This window comes from Parashewanella sp. 2210YD4-3 (genome assembly GCF_056591735.1).
This window is the reverse complement of sequence record NZ_JBWQOG010000002.1, coordinates 90041-109213: the sequence shown is the minus strand read 5'-3', so window position 1 is coordinate 109213 and position 19173 is coordinate 90041. Positions and strand designations below refer to the sequence as shown.

Below are 19173 nucleotides of genomic sequence, written 5' to 3'. Positions count from 1 at the left end.
TCTCTAGAAGTTACTTGGATGTAGTTCAATGAAAAAAATTCTAACTCTCTCATTCGCTATTAGTGCTGCTCTTTCCAACTCTGCATTTGCAGAAGAAGCTGAATTACTCGAACAAGATCAAAAAGCTAAAAATGCTATTGCTTCAAAACATCATGTTGCCAAGACAGAAGACATTGAACATATTGTGGTGACAGGTGAGTACATGCAACAACCCACCACAGTATCAACTAATCCAAAACAGCCAAGGTTGCCTTTACCAGCATACGATGGTGCTGGATATTTAAAAACGATTGCTGGTTTTAGTATTGGCCGGAAAGGTGGGGCAGGTGGTGAACCATCTTTGCGAGGTTTAGGTGGGTCTCGTATTAATATTATTGATGATGGTCAACATACATACGGGACTTGTGGTGGTCGAATGGATCCGCCAACCGCTTATGTTTATCCAGAATCTTATGACAGTATTGAAGTCATTAAAGGGCCACAGACCGTCAAATATGGTCCAGTAGGATCCGCTGGAACCGTATTATTTGAAAAAGATCATATCGGCTTTACCGAACCTACGACAGAAGGGCGTGTGAGTGCTACTGGCGCTAGTTTTGCGAGAGAAGATTACCTTGCCGAGTTCCGTGGTGGAAATAAAACGGGTTATGTAGACTTTGAACTAAACCGCTCTCAAAGTGACCACTATAAAGATGGTAGCGGAAACAAAATTCAATCTAAATATGACAGAAGTAATTCCAAAATTGCGTTAGGTTGGACACCTTCAGAAGATACTGTTGCCGAACTTTCTTACGCTCACTCTGATGGCAGTGCGGAATATGCGGATAGAGCCAATAAAGGTCGAGTGATTGAAAACAAAAGCACCAACTTGTTAATCCAGCATGATGTCAACGGCAAAGTGTTCGACAGTTTTGAATTCCAAGTCTATGCCAATCGCACCAATCACATTATGGATCAATTTGATAAAGGCAAAGGCTTAGGGATCAATGTCCGTCGTGCTACACAAGGTGGTCATGCTTGGTTTGATTTATCGCTAGCTGAAAACTTTAGTCTGGTGACAGGTGTTGATTTCATGTTGAGTAAACATGAAGGGCGCGTAGTGAGACCAAACGATGAAAAAAATAGCTTAGATGATCTGTTGCAAAAGCCATTTAATGATAATGCTGAGTACAATACTTACGGGATATTTGCTGAGTCTAATTATGAATTGGCTGGTGGTAACTTAGTGTCTGGTGTTCGTCTGGATAGCTGGAAGACTGAACTATTTGTGGCTCAAAAGGGAAAGCGTACTGACAACTTATTCAGTGGCTTTACTCGATATGAAATCGTAAAAGGTGATCATCAATACTATGCGGGTGTCGGTCACTCAAACCGAATTCCTGATTACTGGGAGATCATGAAAAAGAATCATAATGGTCCAGGTAAAGCATTCGATTTAGAGTCAGAAAAAACCACTCAATTGGATATCGGCTGGATTTACGATGATGAAATGACGATTTCAACTTCATTGTATTTTGGTAAGGTCGATGACTACATCGCAATAAATGATAAGTATGTTGCTCGTAATGTAGACGCCACTATTTTTGGCGGTGAAATTGGGGTTAAGTCACCAATTACCGACTCAATCTCAACACAAGTGACAGTTAGTTATAGTCATGGTCAAAACGATACCGATGATAAACCGCTTGGACAAGTATCACCATTAGAGGGAAAAATAGCACTCGATTACAGCAAAGACGAGTGGTCGTTTGGTTTACTGTGGCGTTTAGTGGCCGCTCAAAACCGTGTAGCGATTGGTGATGGTAATATCTCAGGACGTGATTTAGCTAAGAGTAAAGGCTTTGGTACGCTAGCAATATTTGGTGGTTGGAAAGCGAGTGATGCTTTCTCCGTAAACTTCGGAATTGAAAATCTATTAGACAAAACGTATGCCGAGCATATTAGCCGACCAGCAGCGGGTAATGATATTCCAGGTAGTGAACCGTTATTTCAAGTTAATGAACCTGGTTTAAATGCATGGGTTAAATTGAACTATAGCTTCTAGAGAGCCTGACTTTTTCTAGAGCATATTGCGAATAGAAAGCCAGTAACAGATGTTATTGGTTTTTTACTATAGTATCTTTTTGCGCCATGTCTGACAGTTCAGAAAAAGAGTCTATTGCCTTGTGTAAGGCAACACAGATTTTGGGGTTAGCTAATGTTATGTGACTTAAAGAGCTAGCTAAAGCCAATTTTGTGATGGTTTGGGAATCATCGCTGTGGAAGTATATGTGAAACGCTTGTTCAAATTCATGCAGAGAATTATGGTGCTTCATTTGAAATGTTACTTCATAGTACCATTTGTTACCTAAAAAGCATTTCGCTGAATCTTTCGCGCGAGTTGAAGCTATGTAGTTAGAGTGCTCTTGATTAAAGCCTGAAATCGATTTTTCTGAGGAGTTCCAAATTAACGGAGAAAGAGTTACTTGGGTAGCCATTGTAAATTCTGGACTATGGGTTGTAGGCTTACTTTTGCATAACCCAGTGATAAGATTAACTACTTATTGTTCATAACTTATATGTTAAAAACAAGAAAGGTTGGCAGTGAATATGATATTAATGATCACTGCCAACAATGAGATGTTTTACGAGGCGATAGTTTTTATTTGTTTCACTTGGTTAAATTTCTTGAGAAAAATATACCCTAAGCAACTGAAGAAAATACCAATCACTAAAGCACCAATCCATTGGATCTCAAGGAAGTTAAACTTGAACAATAAAGTCAAAGCGCTGAGTGCAACGATATTGAGTGCAATGTATTTCACTTTACCGAGTTTAGATACGGTTAAGCCTAAATTATCGGTATAAAGACGTACTAAAGAGTCAAGAGAGTTAATGACAAAAGTGACCCCAACAAAGACCATGGCGATATTGTAAAAACCTGAAGTATCAATTTGATGTAAGTGGTAGTAATACAATACAGTAAACCAAATTGCGATCGGCAGTGATGGGAAGATAACCATGGCAACAAACACCTGCCATGTTTTTAAACCACCTACAAATCGTGAGGTAAACTGACCGATCATAATACTCCATGCGAACCACCAATACAGGTAAAACTCGTGATAGTCATTGAGTGGGAATACAAACTTATCAATATTGGCGAAGTAGTTTCCTATTAGCCCAAAAGTTGATGCAAACTCTCCTAAACCATTTTGTTTGGCAAATGCACCGAACCATAACATGGCAATTAAACCGATAAATAGTCCCGTTGAACCCACACTCAAATAGCGAACGTATTTCAAGCTAGTACTTGAATAAACAGCGAGTGCAATTGCAGCGAAGACGATTAAATAAAAAGTAGGAATAATGGTTTCGCCATTACCCATTTCTGGTAAATACCAAGGTAAATTGGTTAACAATAAGTGAGCTGTGAATGCACAAGTACCAATAATAACGATATTGTTGAGCCACTTGACGACTGGGATTTCAAAAAACTTCACTTTGGGTTCAATGACACAAAAGTAGAAACAAGTTAAAAAGTAGAATGCCCAAATTAGAAATCCCCAGTAGCCAAACTCAATGGCAAGCGGATTACTGAAAGCATACTCTGGACTGGCAGCAACATCAGCATAGCCACCAAACTCAGTCAGTGGGAACATGATCAAGCCCACATCCAAGCCTGATGTAAACAAGATTGCAATGAAAGTGAACGTCTTAACAGGGGTAACTCCTGTACAGCGTAAATTCCCCCATTTTAATAAGATAAATAGAGTACTTAAGATGGTGAAAATGATTCCAGCACTGAGCCAAGTCGTCATAAATAAAGCCTTTTTCTAGTTTTTGTTATCTGCTTGATTAGTTGTGCCAAAACGCTTTCTTTTAATATTTCTGGGACAAATAGAACATCCAAACAGGATTCAACTCGCCATTCCATCAGAATGGCAAGTACGCTTTCACTGAGGGAGTGATAACCCCAGCAAAAGGATTTTTATCTTGATTTTTGTTTACTCTCCCAAACATCAGAAATCGCGACGTCAGCGTTAGATTTAGGAAGCATTGCGTTACCTAAAATCAAATCAGCTGCTCTTTCTGCCACCATAATGGTTGGTGCATTCAGATTGCCGTTTGGAATGGTTGGGAAGATGGAAGAATCAACAACGCGTAGCCCTTCAATGCCATGAACCTTAGTTTCTGGATCGACAACTGCCATTTCATCCGTTCCCATTTTGCATGAGCAGCTTGGGTGGTAGGCACTTTCAACAGAGCTACGAACAAAAGCATCGATTTCTTCATCGGTCTGAATGTGAGTTCCGGGCTGGATTTCATCTCCACGATATTCATCAAATGCATTTTGATTGATGATTTCACGGGTCAGACGCACGCATTGCCTGAAGCCTTCAATATCATCTTGGTGTTGCAGGTAGTTGAATGTGATCTCTGGATGAACCTTAGGATCGCTACTTACCACATGAACATGTCCACGGCTTTTGGGTTTGTTATGACCAATGTGAACTTGAAAGCCATGTCCATCAAACGCACTGCGGCCGTCATAGCGCATAGCAGCAGGTAAGAAGTGATATTGCATATCTGGCCATTCAACACCAGCTTTAGAGCGAATAAAGCCACAAGATTCAAAATGATTGGTTGAGCCAAGTCCTTTTTTGGTAAAGAACCAACGCGCGCCAATTTTGAATTTACTCCAAAGATCTAACTCACCATTAAGAGTGATTGGCTGCTTACACTTAAATTGAAAATAGAACTCTAAGTGATCTTGCAGATTCTCACCAACGCCATCGAGTTCGTGTTTCAGTTCAATTCCTGCCTTTTCAAGTACTGATTTATTACCAATACCTGATAGTTGTAGAATATGCGGAGAACCAATAGAACCAGCGGATAGGATCACTTCTTTAGTTGAATAGGCTTCGATGCTCTTATTATGACGTTGATAATGAACACCAACTGCCTTTTTACCATCAAGCAGTACTTTTTCAACTTGAGCGTGAGTCACAACCGTTAAATTACGGCGAGGCAGAGCAGGCTTTAAATAAGCGTTAGCCGTTGACCAGCGTACGCCATCTTTAATGGTCATATGCATGGCGCCAAAGCCTTCTTGAAGTTTGCCGTTGTAGTCTGACGTTTCGAAATATCCCGCCTCAACGCCAGCATTGATAAAAGCTTTGTACAACGGGTTCTTCATTTCATTGCCGTTATTGACGGCAAGAGGGCCTGAATCTCCGCGGTAATCATCACTACCAAATGCCCATGTTTCAGCTTTTTGAAAATAAGGTAAACAATGGGCGTAATCCCAGTCGGTTGCACCATGCTGCTGCCACTCATCAAAGTCGCGAGCGTGACCACGGACATAAACCATACCATTGATGGAAGAACTGCCACCTAACACTTTACCGCGCGGGCAGTGCATTTTTCGGTTATCTAGATGAGGTTCAGCTACTGTTTCGAACTGCCATGCATACTTTTCAGTATTCATTGGAATCGAAAGCGCTGTGGGCATTTGGATAAAAATGCTTTTATCGCTGCCGCCCGTTTCGATGAGCAATACTTGGTTATTGCTGTCTTCTGAAAGTCGATTTGCCAGCACACACCCAGCAGAGCCTGCACCAACAATGATGTAATCGTAGTTTATGCTCATCTTAAAAAGGGCTCTCAAGTTTACTCATACCCATATACACCGCTTTGACTTGGGTATAGTGTTTCAAGGTTTCTACGCCATTTTCACGGCCGATACCTGAAAGCTTGTAACCGCCAACTGGCATTTCAGCTGGCGATGCTCCATAAGCATTGATCCAACAAATACCAGCTTGCATTTGGTGAATAACACGGTGAGCTCGAGTAATGTCTTGAGTAAATACGCCAGCCGCCAAACCTAATTTGGTATCGTTTGCACGGGCAATGACTTCTTCTTCGTCATCAAAGACTAAAATGGCCATGACTGGACCAAAGATTTCTTCTTTTACAATACGCATATCATCATTACAGTCAGTAAAGATGGTTGGTGCGACAAAAGCCCCATTTTCAACGCCTTGAGGTTTAACGGCTTTACCACCACACAGCAATGTTGCGCCTTCGTCACGACCCAGTTGAATGTAATCCAACACTTTTTGCTGATGGTCTTTTGAAATCAAGGCACCGAAGTTGACGTCAGGATTCATTGGATCGCCAACAATAATGTTATTTTGGGTACGCTCTAATAGCTGCTCAACAAATTGCTGGTAGATGTCACGTTGAACAAATACACGTGTGCCGTTGGTACAAATCTCACCTTGGGTATAGAAATTACCAAGCATGGCAGCAGAAACCGCGTTGTCGATATCGGCATCGTTGAATACGACAAGTGGTGATTTACCACCTAATTCCATGGTGACGTCTTTTAGGGTGCTCGCCGCGGCTTGCATTACTTTTTGACCCGTAGAGACTTCGCCTGTAAAGGAAACTTTAGCGATGTCCTGTGAATGGGTTAACCATTGGCCGACTTTTGCATCACCATGTACTACGTTAAACACACCAGCAGGCACGCCAGCTTCAATGAAAATTTCGGCCAGTTTAACTGCGCCCATTGGGGTTTCTTCAGACGGTTTGAAGATCATGGCATTACCGCAAGCCAGAGCAGGGGCTGATTTCCAGCACGCGATTTGTAAAGGGTAGTTCCAAGCGCCAATACCAGCACAAATGCCTAATGGTTCACGGCGGGTGTAGTAAAAATCACCACCTAAGTCTTGTTGGTTACCTTCAATCGATGGTGCGAGCCCTGCGAAAAACTCGATTGAATCTGCACCTGTTACCACATCAACCACAGAAGCTTCTTGCCAAGGTTTACCTGTATCTCTAACTTCAATCTCAGCCAGGTCATCATTGCGCTCACGAAGCAAGGCTACGGCTTTGTGTAGAATGCGAGCTCGCTCCATTCCAGTCATGGCTGACCAAGTTTCAAAGCCTGCTTGAGCGCTTTTAATCGCTGTTTGTTGGATAAATTCATCAGCGACTTCAACTTGGTAGATCACCTCGCCTGTTGCAGGGTTGGTAACGTCAAAAGTTTCGCCTGTTGTGTTATCAAGGTGTTTACCGTTGATAAAGTTTTTTAATAGCTTCATGGTCATTCTATTTTTCTTACTGGTTGAACTTAAAATAATAAAAGTGCTTTAAGGATCTGTGTTGATAGCGATATAATTTTTCCAATTGCTTTATAAGAAAGAAATCATGGAAAAACACGAAGAACTATTCACATCGCTACGTAAAGTTATTAGAGCAATTGATTTGCACTCTAAAGCGCTTAACAAAACCGTTGGCCTTACTGGGCCACAATTAGTGATTTTACAGCAAATTGCTCGGGTTAAGGGCATTCTTGCCAGCCAAGTTGCGCAAGGCGTTAATTTAAGCCCTGCAACCGTAACGAGCATTATAGATCGCCTTGAAAACAGAGGCTTAGTTCTTCGTTTACGCAGTAACGAAGATAAACGCCGTGTTGGTCTTTTCATTACTGAAGAAGGGCAACAAGTATTGAACACCGCTCCTCAACCTTTACAAGATCATTTTATTGAAGAGTTCTCAGCATTGGCTGAATGGGAGCAATCATTACTCCTGTCTTCTATGCAACGTATCGCTAGTATGATGGATGCACAGAATTTAGATGCTGCTCCAATATTAGAAGTTGGTGCCATTGACCCTGCTTCAAGCAAAAAATAGGCAATCAACTGATTGCCTATTCATACTATTTTCAGCTAAGACTAAAAATAAAAATCGATCGTTAGATAGAGTGCATCGAAGTCACCGTGTGTCACTTTGCCATCACGGTCGATATCACCGTCTTGCTTCAAGTACTCTAAATATACCCAGCCTGGACCGTAGTTGTAGGTCACACCAGGCGCTACCGCGTATACAGAGTCAGAGTTATTGCCTTTGGTTTCTGGCTTAACAGTCATTACATCTACGTAAAAGTTCCACTTGTCCATTTTGTAGCCAAACTCGGCTGCGATGCGTCGGTTTTCAACCTTAGGATCAATTTTCTTTGAAGCGACGTAAGCGTTTGGCAAGTCACGAGACGTTTGCATGAACTCAGCATTAGCATAGAAGTTATTGATTTCTGCCTTGTAGTAAACTACCCAAGCTGAATGTGAACCATCAACATCTTTACTTGGTGAAATTAGGTCTTGTAACTTACCGCTTTGTGCAGAAAAACCAATCGTGTGGCCTTTGGCTACTTCATAGTTGATGTCGGCAACGGCGGTTTTCACTTTTCGATAGGTTTTACTGCTACCCCAATGTCCGTTGTCGTCAAGAGTATCAGTTGAGTTATCACCAAAATCATCAGCAAGGTAATAGGCAGCAGAGTATTTCAGCTTGTCCAAATCCGATGTTAGCTTAGCGCCAACGTCCATTTGGTCGCCATAGCCACCTTGCAGCATATCGCCTGGCCAGAAGTTAACGGTTTTCCAACCAAAAGGCACTTGGCTTTTACCCACTAAAACTTTGTAGTGATCTGCAAAGTCAAATCCAACCCATGCTTGATGCATTGCCATTGCATCACCGGTTGAGTTATTGGCTTTGTCTGTGAAACTACCCGGACCTACACGAAATTCAGCGGCATAAGACCAGTTGCCTTCACCTTTTTCTGCGGCACCATTGGCGTATAACACGAAAGCTTCATCGCCGACTCTACCATTGGTTTTCTTGTTGGTTTTATTGTCTGGTAAATAGGTGTAGTTAAGCCAAACGCCGCCAGATAGGTTATTAGATGCATGAGCGATAGGGGCAAGTAACGCTAGCCCTAAAAGTAAACTGCTATTTTGTTTAAGCATGATTATTTTGTACTGAAATTGTTTGAGAGCGAAGTATTCTAGTGGCGTTTGTGAGCAATGTCTAATTAGGTTTATTGATGCTTTGTGACTTTTTTGGCTTTTTGTTTTTGTAACTAACTGTTATTTATCGATTTGTTAATTTTTTGAAAAAACTTAGATTGGGTAAGAGGTGATACTTGTGTAAAATGCCTGCATCCATCCGTAATTAAAAATATTATGAGTACGAATTTTTATATAAATATTCGTACTCATAATATTTCCATATCAAGAGAGGCAAGATGACCAAAGGAATTGATAAATACAGCATTGATAGTACCGACTATCAAATTGGGCAAGATAATGTGCAAAAGTGGGGGTTCGATGTCCACAATGCTGTTTTTGGGATCAGTGCAGGCCTATTAATTTTATTTTTAGTGGCGACAGCCTTAATTGATTCATCAACCATGAAGTCAGTTTTGGATGGCTTAAAAACTGACATCATTAATAACTTCGACTGGCTATTTATGTGGTCGGGTAACTTTTTTATTGTCTTCTGTTTAGGCTTACTAATTTCTCCGTTTGGTAAAATTAGAATTGGTGGCACTACCGCTAAGGCCGAATATTCTTATGTTTCTTGGTTGGCAATGCTATTTGCAGCCGGCATGGGTATCGGTTTGATGTTCTGGGGTGTTGCCGAACCCGTGGCTTATTTTACAGGTTGGTTTGAAACGCCATTGAATGTAGAGCCAAACACCCCTGAAGCGGCCAAGCTTGCATTAGGTGCGACCATGTTCCACTGGGGGCTTCACCCTTGGGCGATATATTGTGTTGTTGCCTTGTCGTTAGCTTTTTTTGCTTACAACAAGGGTTTGCCGCTTTCAATGCGTTCAATTTTCTATCCAATCTTAGGTGATAAAACGTGGGGCTGGGCAGGGCATATTGTTGATATTCTAGCGGTATTGGCGACCATTTTTGGATTGGCAACGTCATTGGGGCTTGGTGCACAACAAGCCGCTGGCGGTATACATCATGTATTCGGTCTAGAATCGGGCTTTGGTCTTCAAGTTGGCGTAATCTGTTTTGTTACCGCCATCGCTGCGATTTCGGTATTAAGAGGGATTGATTCAGGGGTTAAACTCTTAAGTAATATCAACATGATTATTGCTTTTTCGTTACTCATTTTAGTCGCCATTATCGGTTACCATGTTTCGTTTAGCTCCATAGGTACAACACTGGCCGCTTATGTTGAAAACATCATTCCTTTGAGTAATCCAATTGGTCGTGAAGATACCGCTTGGCTACATGGCTGGACTGTCTTTTACTGGGCATGGTGGATTTCTTGGTCACCATTTGTTGGTATGTTCATTGCTCGTGTATCTAAAGGTCGTACCGTACGTGAATTCATTACCGCTGTGCTGTTTGTTCCTACGGCAGTAACCATCATTTGGATGTCTGTGTTTGGTGGTATGGCTATCGATCAAATTGTTAATCATGTTGGTGAACTTGGTACTAACGGATTAACAGATGTTTCACTGGCGATGTTCCAAATGTTTGACCAACTCCCTTTTGGGCAATTACTTTCCGTTGTTGCTGTGGTACTGGTTTTGGTGTTTTTCATCACCTCATCGGATTCAGGTTCACTAGTGATAGATAGTATCACGGCTGGCGGGAAGCTTGAGTCACCTGCTCCACAACGTGTGTTTTGGGCTGTACTTGAAGGTCTAGTGGCAATTGCTCTGTTATGGGTAGGTGGTAAAGAAGCTATTCAAGCACTTCAAGCTGGAACCATTTCCACAGCATTGCCATTTACTGTCATCCTGTTGATCATGTGCGTAAGCTTATTGAAAGGCATGAAAACAGAAAAATTTTAAAGCCAAAAATCTCTAATGGGTTGCTTTGAGTCAAAATGATGTGAAATTTGGGCTTGAAGCAACTCTGCTGTAGCGATAGCATCCGTTAGCGCATGATGTGGGGTATAAGCGGGTAAATCGTACCTTGCTCTGCATTTTCCAAGCCTGACTGATGGTGATGGCTGTTTTTGAAACCAGCGATTTAAACGTTTGAACCAATGGTTTTGGATTTGGCTTTCGATTTGTAACGTATCCACCATTGGGAATTCAATATCTTCGTTTAGTCTGATTTGTAATGCTCTTTGCAGAAACAAGCGTTCAATCCTATGAAAATGTGCCACAACAACTTTGCCCTTTATGTGTTCAAGTACTTCAGGGTAAACGTCAATAAAATCTGGCGCTCCAATGATATCGTCATGAGTAATACCATGAATAACGATGGATTTATCCACTAGAGGGATCCTTGGTTTCACTGTCCATTCTTTCGCTGAATTTAATAATATACGGTTAAGATTAAAAGGGACTAAACCGATTGAAACAATCCCATCACTTTCAGGGTTCAGCCCTGTGGTTTCAAAATCCAGAGCAACAAACTCTATGTTAGCTAGAGGCTGAAGGCTGTCAGGCAACTGAGCGCTATAGAAATCTTTTAAAATAAGATTGTTTGCCTGAGCATACCGTGTATGAAAATCATTGTGCCAATCTTGCTGTTTTGAAAATAAATTCATTTTATCCTATTGCTTGATATCGAAATTTTAAGAAGTTCTGAGCGTTGCTGAGAACCTGAAATGCATCTTTTAATGTTCGTCGTTCGAAGTCTGACAAGTTTTCAGGTTCAATGTTGTTATCGGGTTCAGTGCCATTTTCAATATCAATGGCTTGATGGCGGATCCGTACCATTGAAATAAATTCAAAGGCATTTTTTAAATCTTGTCCACGACCAGACGGCAATATATTCGATTCAATGACATCGTCTAACCGTTCAATTGAATTTTGAGCACGAGAACCAACAGCTAAGGCGTGAACTCTTATTAAATCAGCAAGAGGAGCTGTACCACGACGTTTTAAGTTTATAGAATTATTATGGCGACCATCTTTTTCCATAACAAAGCTTTTAAAAAAGCCTAATGGAGGCGTGCGGTTTAGAGCATTTCTGGCTAGACAAGCTAAAAATTTGGCATTTTTTCTGGCTTTGCGAACGATAAAAGCATTGAGCTTTTCTGCCCACTTTAAGCGTCCGTGAACGCCGTCTAAATCAAAAAAGATAGAAGCATTGAGCAAAGCTTTAGGGTTTGGATTATCTATCCAATCCTCAAAGCATTGTTCCCATTCGGTTTGCGTCATACGCCACATTGGATTTGTCGCCATGATGTCTCCAGTGCAATAGCTGTAACCGCACTTAGCAAGTCCGTCACATACAAATTTAGCCAGCTTTTCAAAATAACTTTCGTGAATAGTGGCGTTATAGCTATTATCTAGAATAATGGCGTTATCTTGGTCGGTGACAATCAGCTGTTCATCACGTCCCATAGAGCCTAATGCTAGAAAGCAATATGGAATTGGAGGTGATCCTAAGTCTTCTTCGGCAAGCTCAATGATGCGTTGTTTAAAAGAGCGTCCAATAACGGTCATAGCACTGCCGATCATGTGCGAATTGGCATCTTCGTTCACTAGGCGATAAAAGCAGTCTTTTACTTGCTCAGATAATGTAGCCAGATCATCAATATTGGTTTGCTGAAAGATACTGTTTACCAACAATAAAGAGTGTTGTGATTCATGGTGAATAATATCACTGACACTTAAGACACCTATGGGATGTTGGTCTTTGAGTATGGGCAAATGGCTGATGTTATTCCTGAGCATGATCAACATGGCTTCATGGACGTATGCGTTATGATCGATGTGAATTAATTCATCACACATAATTGTGGTAATGGGTAATGAGGGAGACAGTCCTTTGGCCAATACTTTTGTACAAAGATCTCGTTCTGTAACCATTCCTAGCAGTGGATAGCCAGATTCTTCTGAATTAGTGACTAATAAATAAGATGAAAGCTCGTCCGACATTTGAATAGCGGCTTGTTCGATGGAGCTGTTTTTATCGATAAAATTAGGCGCATTAGTGATCAAAGTGGTTACTTTGGAAGAGGTAAGAATGTTTTGTTCTTTGGTTTCTTTTACTGCTTGTTTCAGGCGAACGTCTTTTTCGGTTTCAACAAATGACGCAAACTTTTCGTCGTTATCGTAAAGATTCTGAAATACCGATTCAGGTATGCAGTAAACCAAAGTATCTTCGATGGCTTTGGCAGGGAATTTCACTTTATTGTTGGAGAGTAACCCCATTTGTCCAAATACATCACCTTCATCCATGCGGTTATATAATTTGCCGTTACGTCTAGACACTTCCACGACACCACTTCTGATCACAAAGAGGTCGTGAATATGTTCACCTAATTTTATGATGTCAGAACCTGACCGAAAGTAGGCTATTTCAACGTTATGGGTAACGAGATCAAGAGTCGTTTCCTCAAGCTCATCAAAAGGTGGGTATAGTTCTAAAAATTTTTTTATTTCGCTGAGTTCGGCTTCCATTACTCTTCCCTAATAAATTCTAGGCTCTCCAGCCGCCACGGTCTGTGCTAGATGACGGCTTACGATAGTTCGCCCAAGTCCTTTCGAAGGCTTTAGGATTGTCAGATAAACAGTCTGCTAACACGTGATGAGCAGGGCGCCTTACATCTGTTCTCAATTTTACTAGAAAGCTGGGGTTAAGTTCACAACATTTTTTTTCATTTAAGTGCAGTTCCATTTTACCACTTACTTTCAGTTTGATAGACAGTTGCCCTGCGATAACTTGCAACTGTGATTGGCTTAACACCAACGCTTGCTGCTGAGTGTTTTTTTTCCATGGTAAGGTTCGCTTTGTTTTTGTGTTACTGATAGCTTCAGTTCCTTGTGCTGTAGCAATGGTTGCTCTTTGAATGTCAGCCTTCATTTCTTCAGTGCTTAACCATAGTCGCCCTAACAATTCCTCTTGTAATACTGGTAAAAGATTTAAAAATTTTTGTTGTTGCGCCTGAAGTATGAGCATAGGAGGGTGAGCTTTTTCATGTAACTGGTTCATATAAAAAGAAAACAATGAAACCTCTTGTTCACTGTATGGTGGCTCAGTCATGCTGTGCAAATGTTGATAGTCTTTGGCGGTCGCTTGTAAATTTGGCAGGAAATTATTTAGTGCCATGGGATACTGAGCAGGAGAAGTTCTTAATAATTCAAAGATGATTTCGTAATTGATTTCTAACATTCTCCTCTGTTTTTCAGTTAATGTATCGAATGGATAGTGATTGTGAATCCATTCAATGGTACTGAATGGATTTTTTGGAGCTGGTATTTGGACTATTCCGTCTTGTTGCTCTTTTGCTAAAGCGTTAACAATTACCGCATAGAATCCGTTTTGTTCAGTAGCTTGCTGTGCAGGTGTGATTTTTAATCTTTGAAGCTGGTTGAATATAGGAACAATGTAATCGTTTTTATCTTGAGCAGAAATTCGGCCTTCACTATCTAAAGTAAGTAGCTGCAGAACTGAGGTTTCTATGAGTTTCACCATTCTTTCATTTCGATTAACTTCATCTACCGTTAGGAACTTTGTAAGTTGTTTCATGCATTGTGATAGAGAAGCAAGTATTTCTTGAGATAGGTTAGATGAACCTGTGGGGCTCGTAGGTTTAGGAAACACTTTTTTAGTGAGTGGCTGTAACTGAAAAAACCACTTAACTACGCAAGAATCTGGTTGAGTTAAACTTTTTATCCGGTCATTAAATGGTATGTGGCTTAATAGGGTGAACATGGACTCTTTTAACTCTCCAGTGGCGCGAACGAAACTTAATTGAACTTGTTCTAATACCTCTGTTAATGCCTTAAACTCTTCTAGGTCTCTTGATTCACCCTTTATAGCATACCGTCGCAGTTTTCCCACGTCTTCAATCCATTGTCGGTGTTGAGTTTCCAGCTCGTAAAGTTGATGCCTTGTGATGAGGTATTGCTCGGTATCGGCTGCACGAGTCGTTTGAAACACTGTCCTGTCTTTAGAGCTTTGATATACAGCAGGGTCTGGGTTTTGAGATGCTATTTGCTGGGATACGCTGAAAATAAAGTGAAGATAAGCTTCCACATCATACAGGAAATCACCGAGTTGACATGACTGTAAACTGAAACCTTCATAAGTGGGCACTAAACGAAGTCGTGTTAAGTAGCCTGTTTGTGTGATTTGTAATATTGAGCTTTCAGGTAAGAAGCCTAAGCAATCTGAGAAAGCGGTTTGAGCTATGGCATCGATAAACAGTTTGATCCGCCTGTGATATGTGGACTTAACTATTGTTTCACTGTCCTCAAAAAGGTACAGATGGCTTTGATCACTGGTTACCAATATTGGTGGTGTATTGCCTATGCATGGAAACTGACTTAGCAGTGTCTCTAAGGACCCGATTGTGCAAGTAAGATCGGGTTTTTGAAGCACAAATTGCTGACCATCGATTCGGTATGGATAAAAAAATATCACATTTCGATTTAATTGATTAGCCAATATCAGCACGTTAGTGACATTAGCTGAAATGGATGCTGGCCAAGGCGTGGCACCTGTTTTTTTTGCCTCTTGAACGAGTACGCTTTTGGGTACTTGGGTTGTATTAAGGAAGCAACGATTTTTATGACCACTCGAGAGACATGAGTTGGCCATTAGCTGCTGTTCTTCATCGTACTCTCCACAAATAGTGGAAATTGGCGTGCTTTTATAAATAGAATCTGTATCTGTTGATGTGGTCATTTTAGTGAATGTAGGATCTAAAATATTCCTCGAACCTTGGTAGATTTCACTCGGGTGGATAGGAGCGGCTGTAAATGTCATCCCTTTTGACTTTGCTTGTTCGGATAGTAAGGCTACTCGCGTGGATTGCCCTGAGCTGATTTGTGTTTGTAGCTGAGCTAGCGGCGTTATTGCATACCGGACTAATCCCTCGCGGTATTCTTCAGATAAGGATGGGTTGATAGGTGGTATCACAACGGCTTCATTTTTGTCACTCGAAGGGTAACTAGCGTATGAATAGCTATTCGCGTGTTGAGGAGGGTATTGAGGAATACCACCAGATGCCATTGGATATAAAGCCTAGTATAGAGGACATAATATACAAGCTACGTTATTTGTTCTGAATGCAAGCTGAAAATGGTGATGACTTAGTTCGTCATCACCATTAATGTTTTTTTAGAAAATCAGATGAGATAAGCCAACAATCACAGGCAAACAAACTAATGTGCGGAAGATAAAGATCAAAAATAGGTCAATGAAGTTAACTGGGATCTTACTGCCAATCAATAATGCACCAACTTCACTCATGTAAATTAATTGAGTCACAGACAAACAAGCAATAATAAAGCGAGTCATATCCGATTGAATGCTTGAAGCCAAAATCGCTGGCAAGAACATATCAGCAAAGCCTATCATAATGGTCTTAGACGCCGCTGCCGCTTCAGGGACATGCATAAGTTCAAGTAATGGAATGAATGGCATGCCAAGGTAATCAAACAGTGGAGTATAGGTTGCTAAGATCAAACCAATGGTACCAATGGCCATAACCACTGGAATGATGCCTAGGATCATATCCACCACGTTTTTTAAACCTTCTTGGAAGAACGCTTTAATACTTGGTGCTTGACTCGCTTTATCTAATGCAAGTTCATAGCCCCAAGATAGAGCATTGCGTCCTTCTGGGATCACTTCTTTATCATGTCCTCTGGCTTCACCAGTAATGAATAAGTCTGCTTTACGAGATAGTGGTGGTAATTTGGGGACGATAATCGCAGCCACAATACCGGCAGCACATACAACCAGATAAAAAGGCACGAATAAGTGGGCTAAGTTAACCTGTGTGATCACCACCAAACTAAAGGTAATTGAAACCGCGGAGAAATTGGTTGCAATTACCGCTGCTTCACGTTTAGTAAAGGTATGGTTTTCATATTGCTTGGCGGTCATCAAAATACCGACTGAGCCATCACCAAGCCAAGAAGTAATACAGCCAATAGCGCTACGACCCGGCAGCTTAAACACTGGTCGCATTATCTTTGCCAGCAAAGCACCCGCGATTTCAAGTAAACCAAAGTTGAGTAATAGGGGCAGCAACAAACCTGCAATAATGAAGACCGAAAACAGCACAGGCAATAAATCATGGAATACTAAGCCGCCTGTATCGCCAGAGCGGATCATTTCTGGGCCGATCTCTAAGTAAGTTAAAACAATGAATAACCCACCAACACAACGAGTTAATGACCAAAACCAATTGGGGTTTAGCAACTCATTTAGGAAGTGATTATTTAAAATGGATTTGGGCTTAATGGCTTTTACTGCCAGAGTTAACACACTCATGGCAACAACACTGATCACCAATAAAGGGTGAATGATGTGGGTAAACTCACTTTGTAGAAACTTGGCAACGACCGCAATGGGAATAGTGATATTGCCATCGTATTGCACAGGAGTCATAAAAAACAGTAAGCCAAGCAATGAGGGAATGGCAAAAGTGAGTATGGTTTTTATGTTGTGTTTTTGTTCTTGTTTTGACACTGTTTTCACACCTTAATTTAAATAGGATGTATCTGTCTTTACTAAAGCTCTGAGTAGTTATGCAGTGGGTTTGCTCGTTAGCTGTAATATCAGGCTCTAAAATATGGCGCAAGCTTACCGAGTTATCATTATTCTGTAAATTATTAATATAGATAATCGAGCTAAAATGATACTTATGCTTTATTTTTGAATATAAAATCTGCTGTGGTGTGTTAAATATGCGTGAAATGAGTTATCGCGGATAGATATTCGTTCAATTCCTTTGAAGTTTATTTTCATTGACCATGAAGACTAGATTCATTGAAGAGTTATAGGCTTTAAGTAAGTTGAATTAGTTAATCTAACTCCATTTATAAAGAAAAATTAACTAGATGACTTTAGAAATGACTTTATCATTACAACTCATATCAATATTTGTAATAAACAATGTCATCTGAAATTACCACTCATTCTGATTTAGGCTTACCTAATCATCAACAGGCTCATTACGCTGGTGCTACTGAGAGTATTGCGGATGAGCTTGAATTGTTAAGATTAGAAGATCAAAATAATCGCGTAGGTAATGCTTTTACTGTAAAGACAGAATCAGATTGTTCTGACCCTGAACAATGTCATCAAGTAAACCAAGCTAGCCATAATTTTTTTGAGACATACGGCCATTTATCTCGAACTCAGCTCAATATTCTTAACAATGGAGTCGAAGGTGATGCAGTGCAACCGTCTTCTGTTGAGCAGTATTGTATTCAAGCTTCGAATTCTCCTGAACAAGCAGAAGTAAAGCCAAAACTTAAGCCTGATTATCCATTAACGCGTGAGAAGTGGCTTAAATGTGCATCAGAAATGGTATCAGATGATAACCTTCCCTTAGTGTTACTGCTTGATTTAGATGAAAGTGTATTGAGCTCGAGTCGGTTATTCGTAAGAATAAATACAAAGTTAGACTTCCCACTAAAAGCAAAAAGCTACGGTAAGGAAGAAGAGGTAACAGTTTATATTGATGAAGATGCCTTTAAGCAGCTTGCTGCTTTTTCCCGAAGAGGACATTGCATTCATGTGGTGACAACCAACACTTACGTTTATCAAGATATTCATCGATTGTTTGAACAGTTTGAAATTCCTTTACCTGAAGGCAATTATCACAATCGAGAAACCATGCTACGAAATTTTGCCTTGAAGAATGGATTTACCGAGCAGGTTATAAAGTTGTGGGACTTTTCTGATTTAAGATTCGCTCAGGAGTTCATCACTCAACATTGTTTTACTAAACCTCAATACTACGAGAAGTTTGATTTTTTTAATCAGGCCTTATTGTATGATGATAGGCCTGAGAATGAATCAAAGTATTCGTTTTATATTCAGGCTGAAGTTTGGAAATCGTTTCCTGATTTGAGTGCTGGTAAGATTAAAACTCCTAAGGTTAACTTTCGATTTATCCAAAGATATTCCTAAGGTTTTTAGCTTTATCAACTTGATGCTTTACGTGCACTGATGCTTGTTCGAACACTTCAATTGCTGCATTTTATGCTAATAGGTTGGTGTGTTCTGCAATGGCATCAATTTCAGACATCGCACTGGCGACTTGTTCAGCTTCATTATTAAGAAGTACCGCATTGTTCGCAGCACCTGAAACTTCTTCTGAATAACCTGAGACCTCAATAAACGCCTGATTAACGTAATTAATGCTGCCTTGCTGGTCTGTTGTCGATATAAGTTCATCTTGTGTAGATAGCTCAATTTCTCGAGAAGAATGCTGGCGTTTGTCAGAAGGCGTCTTAAATTCCATGACTGAAGATCAATTTTATTTGTAAAAAAAAGTTTGAGCATGGTATCACTCTGCTGTGCTGTCATTTGATCTAAGTCGGTATCTCAATGTTAAATTGACTGCTTACAGAGACTGGCAGTTCGCTAATGCGAATGGTAAACGATATTTAAC

13 protein-coding genes and 1 pseudogene are annotated in these 19173 nt (G+C 40.6%); 4 read left to right on the top strand and 10 right to left on the bottom strand.

Translation table 11 applies throughout. The features are described from left to right. The first annotated feature begins 28 nt into the window (after positions 1–28). Positions 29–2044, top strand: a complete 2016-nt coding sequence (locus tag AC1EU0_RS03715) for a TonB-dependent copper receptor (RefSeq protein WP_480300589.1) — start codon at positions 29–31, stop codon at positions 2042–2044. A gap of 52 nt (positions 2045–2096) precedes the next feature. Here AC1EU0_RS03715 and AC1EU0_RS03710 read toward each other — a convergent pair whose 3' ends face one another. The 4 genes from AC1EU0_RS03710 to betB form a co-directional block, all read right to left on the bottom strand. Continuing rightward, positions 2097–2477, bottom strand: a complete 381-nt coding sequence (locus AC1EU0_RS03710) for a hypothetical protein (RefSeq protein WP_480300588.1) — start codon at positions 2475–2477, stop codon at positions 2097–2099. A gap of 147 nt (positions 2478–2624) precedes the next feature. Then, a complete protein-coding gene (locus AC1EU0_RS03705) occupies positions 2625–3800 on the bottom strand; it encodes a BCCT family transporter (RefSeq protein ID WP_480300587.1) in 1176 nt (391 codons plus the stop codon). A 170-nt stretch (positions 3801–3970) separates the two neighbouring features. Beyond that, positions 3971–5632 (bottom strand): choline dehydrogenase, encoded by a 1662-nt coding sequence (gene betA, locus AC1EU0_RS03700; protein ID WP_480300586.1) that lies wholly within the window; start codon positions 5630–5632, stop codon positions 3971–3973. A 1-nt stretch (position 5633) separates the two neighbouring features. Continuing rightward, entirely contained in the window at positions 5634–7097 is a 1464-nt protein-coding gene (betB, locus tag AC1EU0_RS03695; RefSeq protein ID WP_480300585.1) for a betaine-aldehyde dehydrogenase, read from the bottom strand. Between the two features lie 100 nt (positions 7098–7197). Here betB and AC1EU0_RS03690 point away from each other — a divergent pair, with 100 nt between their 5' ends. Continuing rightward, entirely contained in the window at positions 7198–7683 is a 486-nt protein-coding gene (locus AC1EU0_RS03690) for a MarR family winged helix-turn-helix transcriptional regulator (protein ID WP_480300584.1), read from the top strand. Between the two features lie 41 nt (positions 7684–7724). Here the strand turns inward: AC1EU0_RS03690 and AC1EU0_RS03685 are convergent, their stop codons facing one another. Beyond that, positions 7725–8795, bottom strand: a complete 1071-nt coding sequence (locus AC1EU0_RS03685) for a porin (RefSeq protein ID WP_480300583.1) — start codon at positions 8793–8795, stop codon at positions 7725–7727. A 278-nt stretch (positions 8796–9073) separates the two neighbouring features. On the opposite strand from AC1EU0_RS03685, the gene AC1EU0_RS03680 reads away from it, so the two are divergent. After that, positions 9074–10645: a BCCT family transporter gene (locus AC1EU0_RS03680; RefSeq protein WP_480300582.1), complete on the top strand. Its 1572-nt coding sequence runs from the start codon at positions 9074–9076 to the stop codon at positions 10643–10645. Here AC1EU0_RS03680 and AC1EU0_RS03675 read toward each other — a convergent pair. From AC1EU0_RS03675 to AC1EU0_RS03660, 4 genes are all read right to left on the bottom strand, one after another. Then, complete coding sequence (locus tag AC1EU0_RS03675) at positions 10642–11352, bottom strand: 3'-5' exonuclease (protein ID WP_480300581.1); 711 nt, start codon at positions 11350–11352, stop codon at positions 10642–10644. The genes AC1EU0_RS03680 and AC1EU0_RS03675 overlap by 4 nt on opposite strands. A 1-nt stretch (position 11353) precedes the next feature. Then, the gene (locus tag AC1EU0_RS03670; protein WP_480300580.1) at positions 11354–13216 is read right to left on the bottom strand and encodes a DUF294 nucleotidyltransferase-like domain-containing protein; all 1863 of its coding nucleotides are present in this window, start codon (positions 13214–13216) and stop codon (positions 11354–11356) included. A gap of 19 nt (positions 13217–13235) precedes the next feature. Further along, the gene (locus tag AC1EU0_RS03665; protein WP_480300579.1) at positions 13236–15773 is read right to left on the bottom strand and encodes a hypothetical protein; all 2538 of its coding nucleotides are present in this window, start codon (positions 15771–15773) and stop codon (positions 13236–13238) included. A 108-nt stretch (positions 15774–15881) separates the two neighbouring features. After that, positions 15882–17240, bottom strand: a complete 1359-nt coding sequence (locus tag AC1EU0_RS03660) for a YjiH family protein (RefSeq protein WP_480300578.1) — start codon at positions 17238–17240, stop codon at positions 15882–15884. 426 nt (positions 17241–17666) lie between these two features. On the opposite strand from AC1EU0_RS03660, the gene AC1EU0_RS03655 reads away from it, so the two are divergent. Continuing rightward, the gene (locus AC1EU0_RS03655; RefSeq protein ID WP_480300577.1) at positions 17667–18689 is read left to right on the top strand and encodes a hypothetical protein; all 1023 of its coding nucleotides are present in this window, start codon (positions 17667–17669) and stop codon (positions 18687–18689) included. Between the two features lie 73 nt (positions 18690–18762). On the opposite strand, the pseudogene AC1EU0_RS03650 reads toward AC1EU0_RS03655, so the two are convergent. Next, positions 18763–19023 (bottom strand): annotated as a pseudogene (locus AC1EU0_RS03650) (PAS domain S-box protein); the annotation flags it as partial. Positions 19024–19173 lie beyond the last annotated feature (150 nt).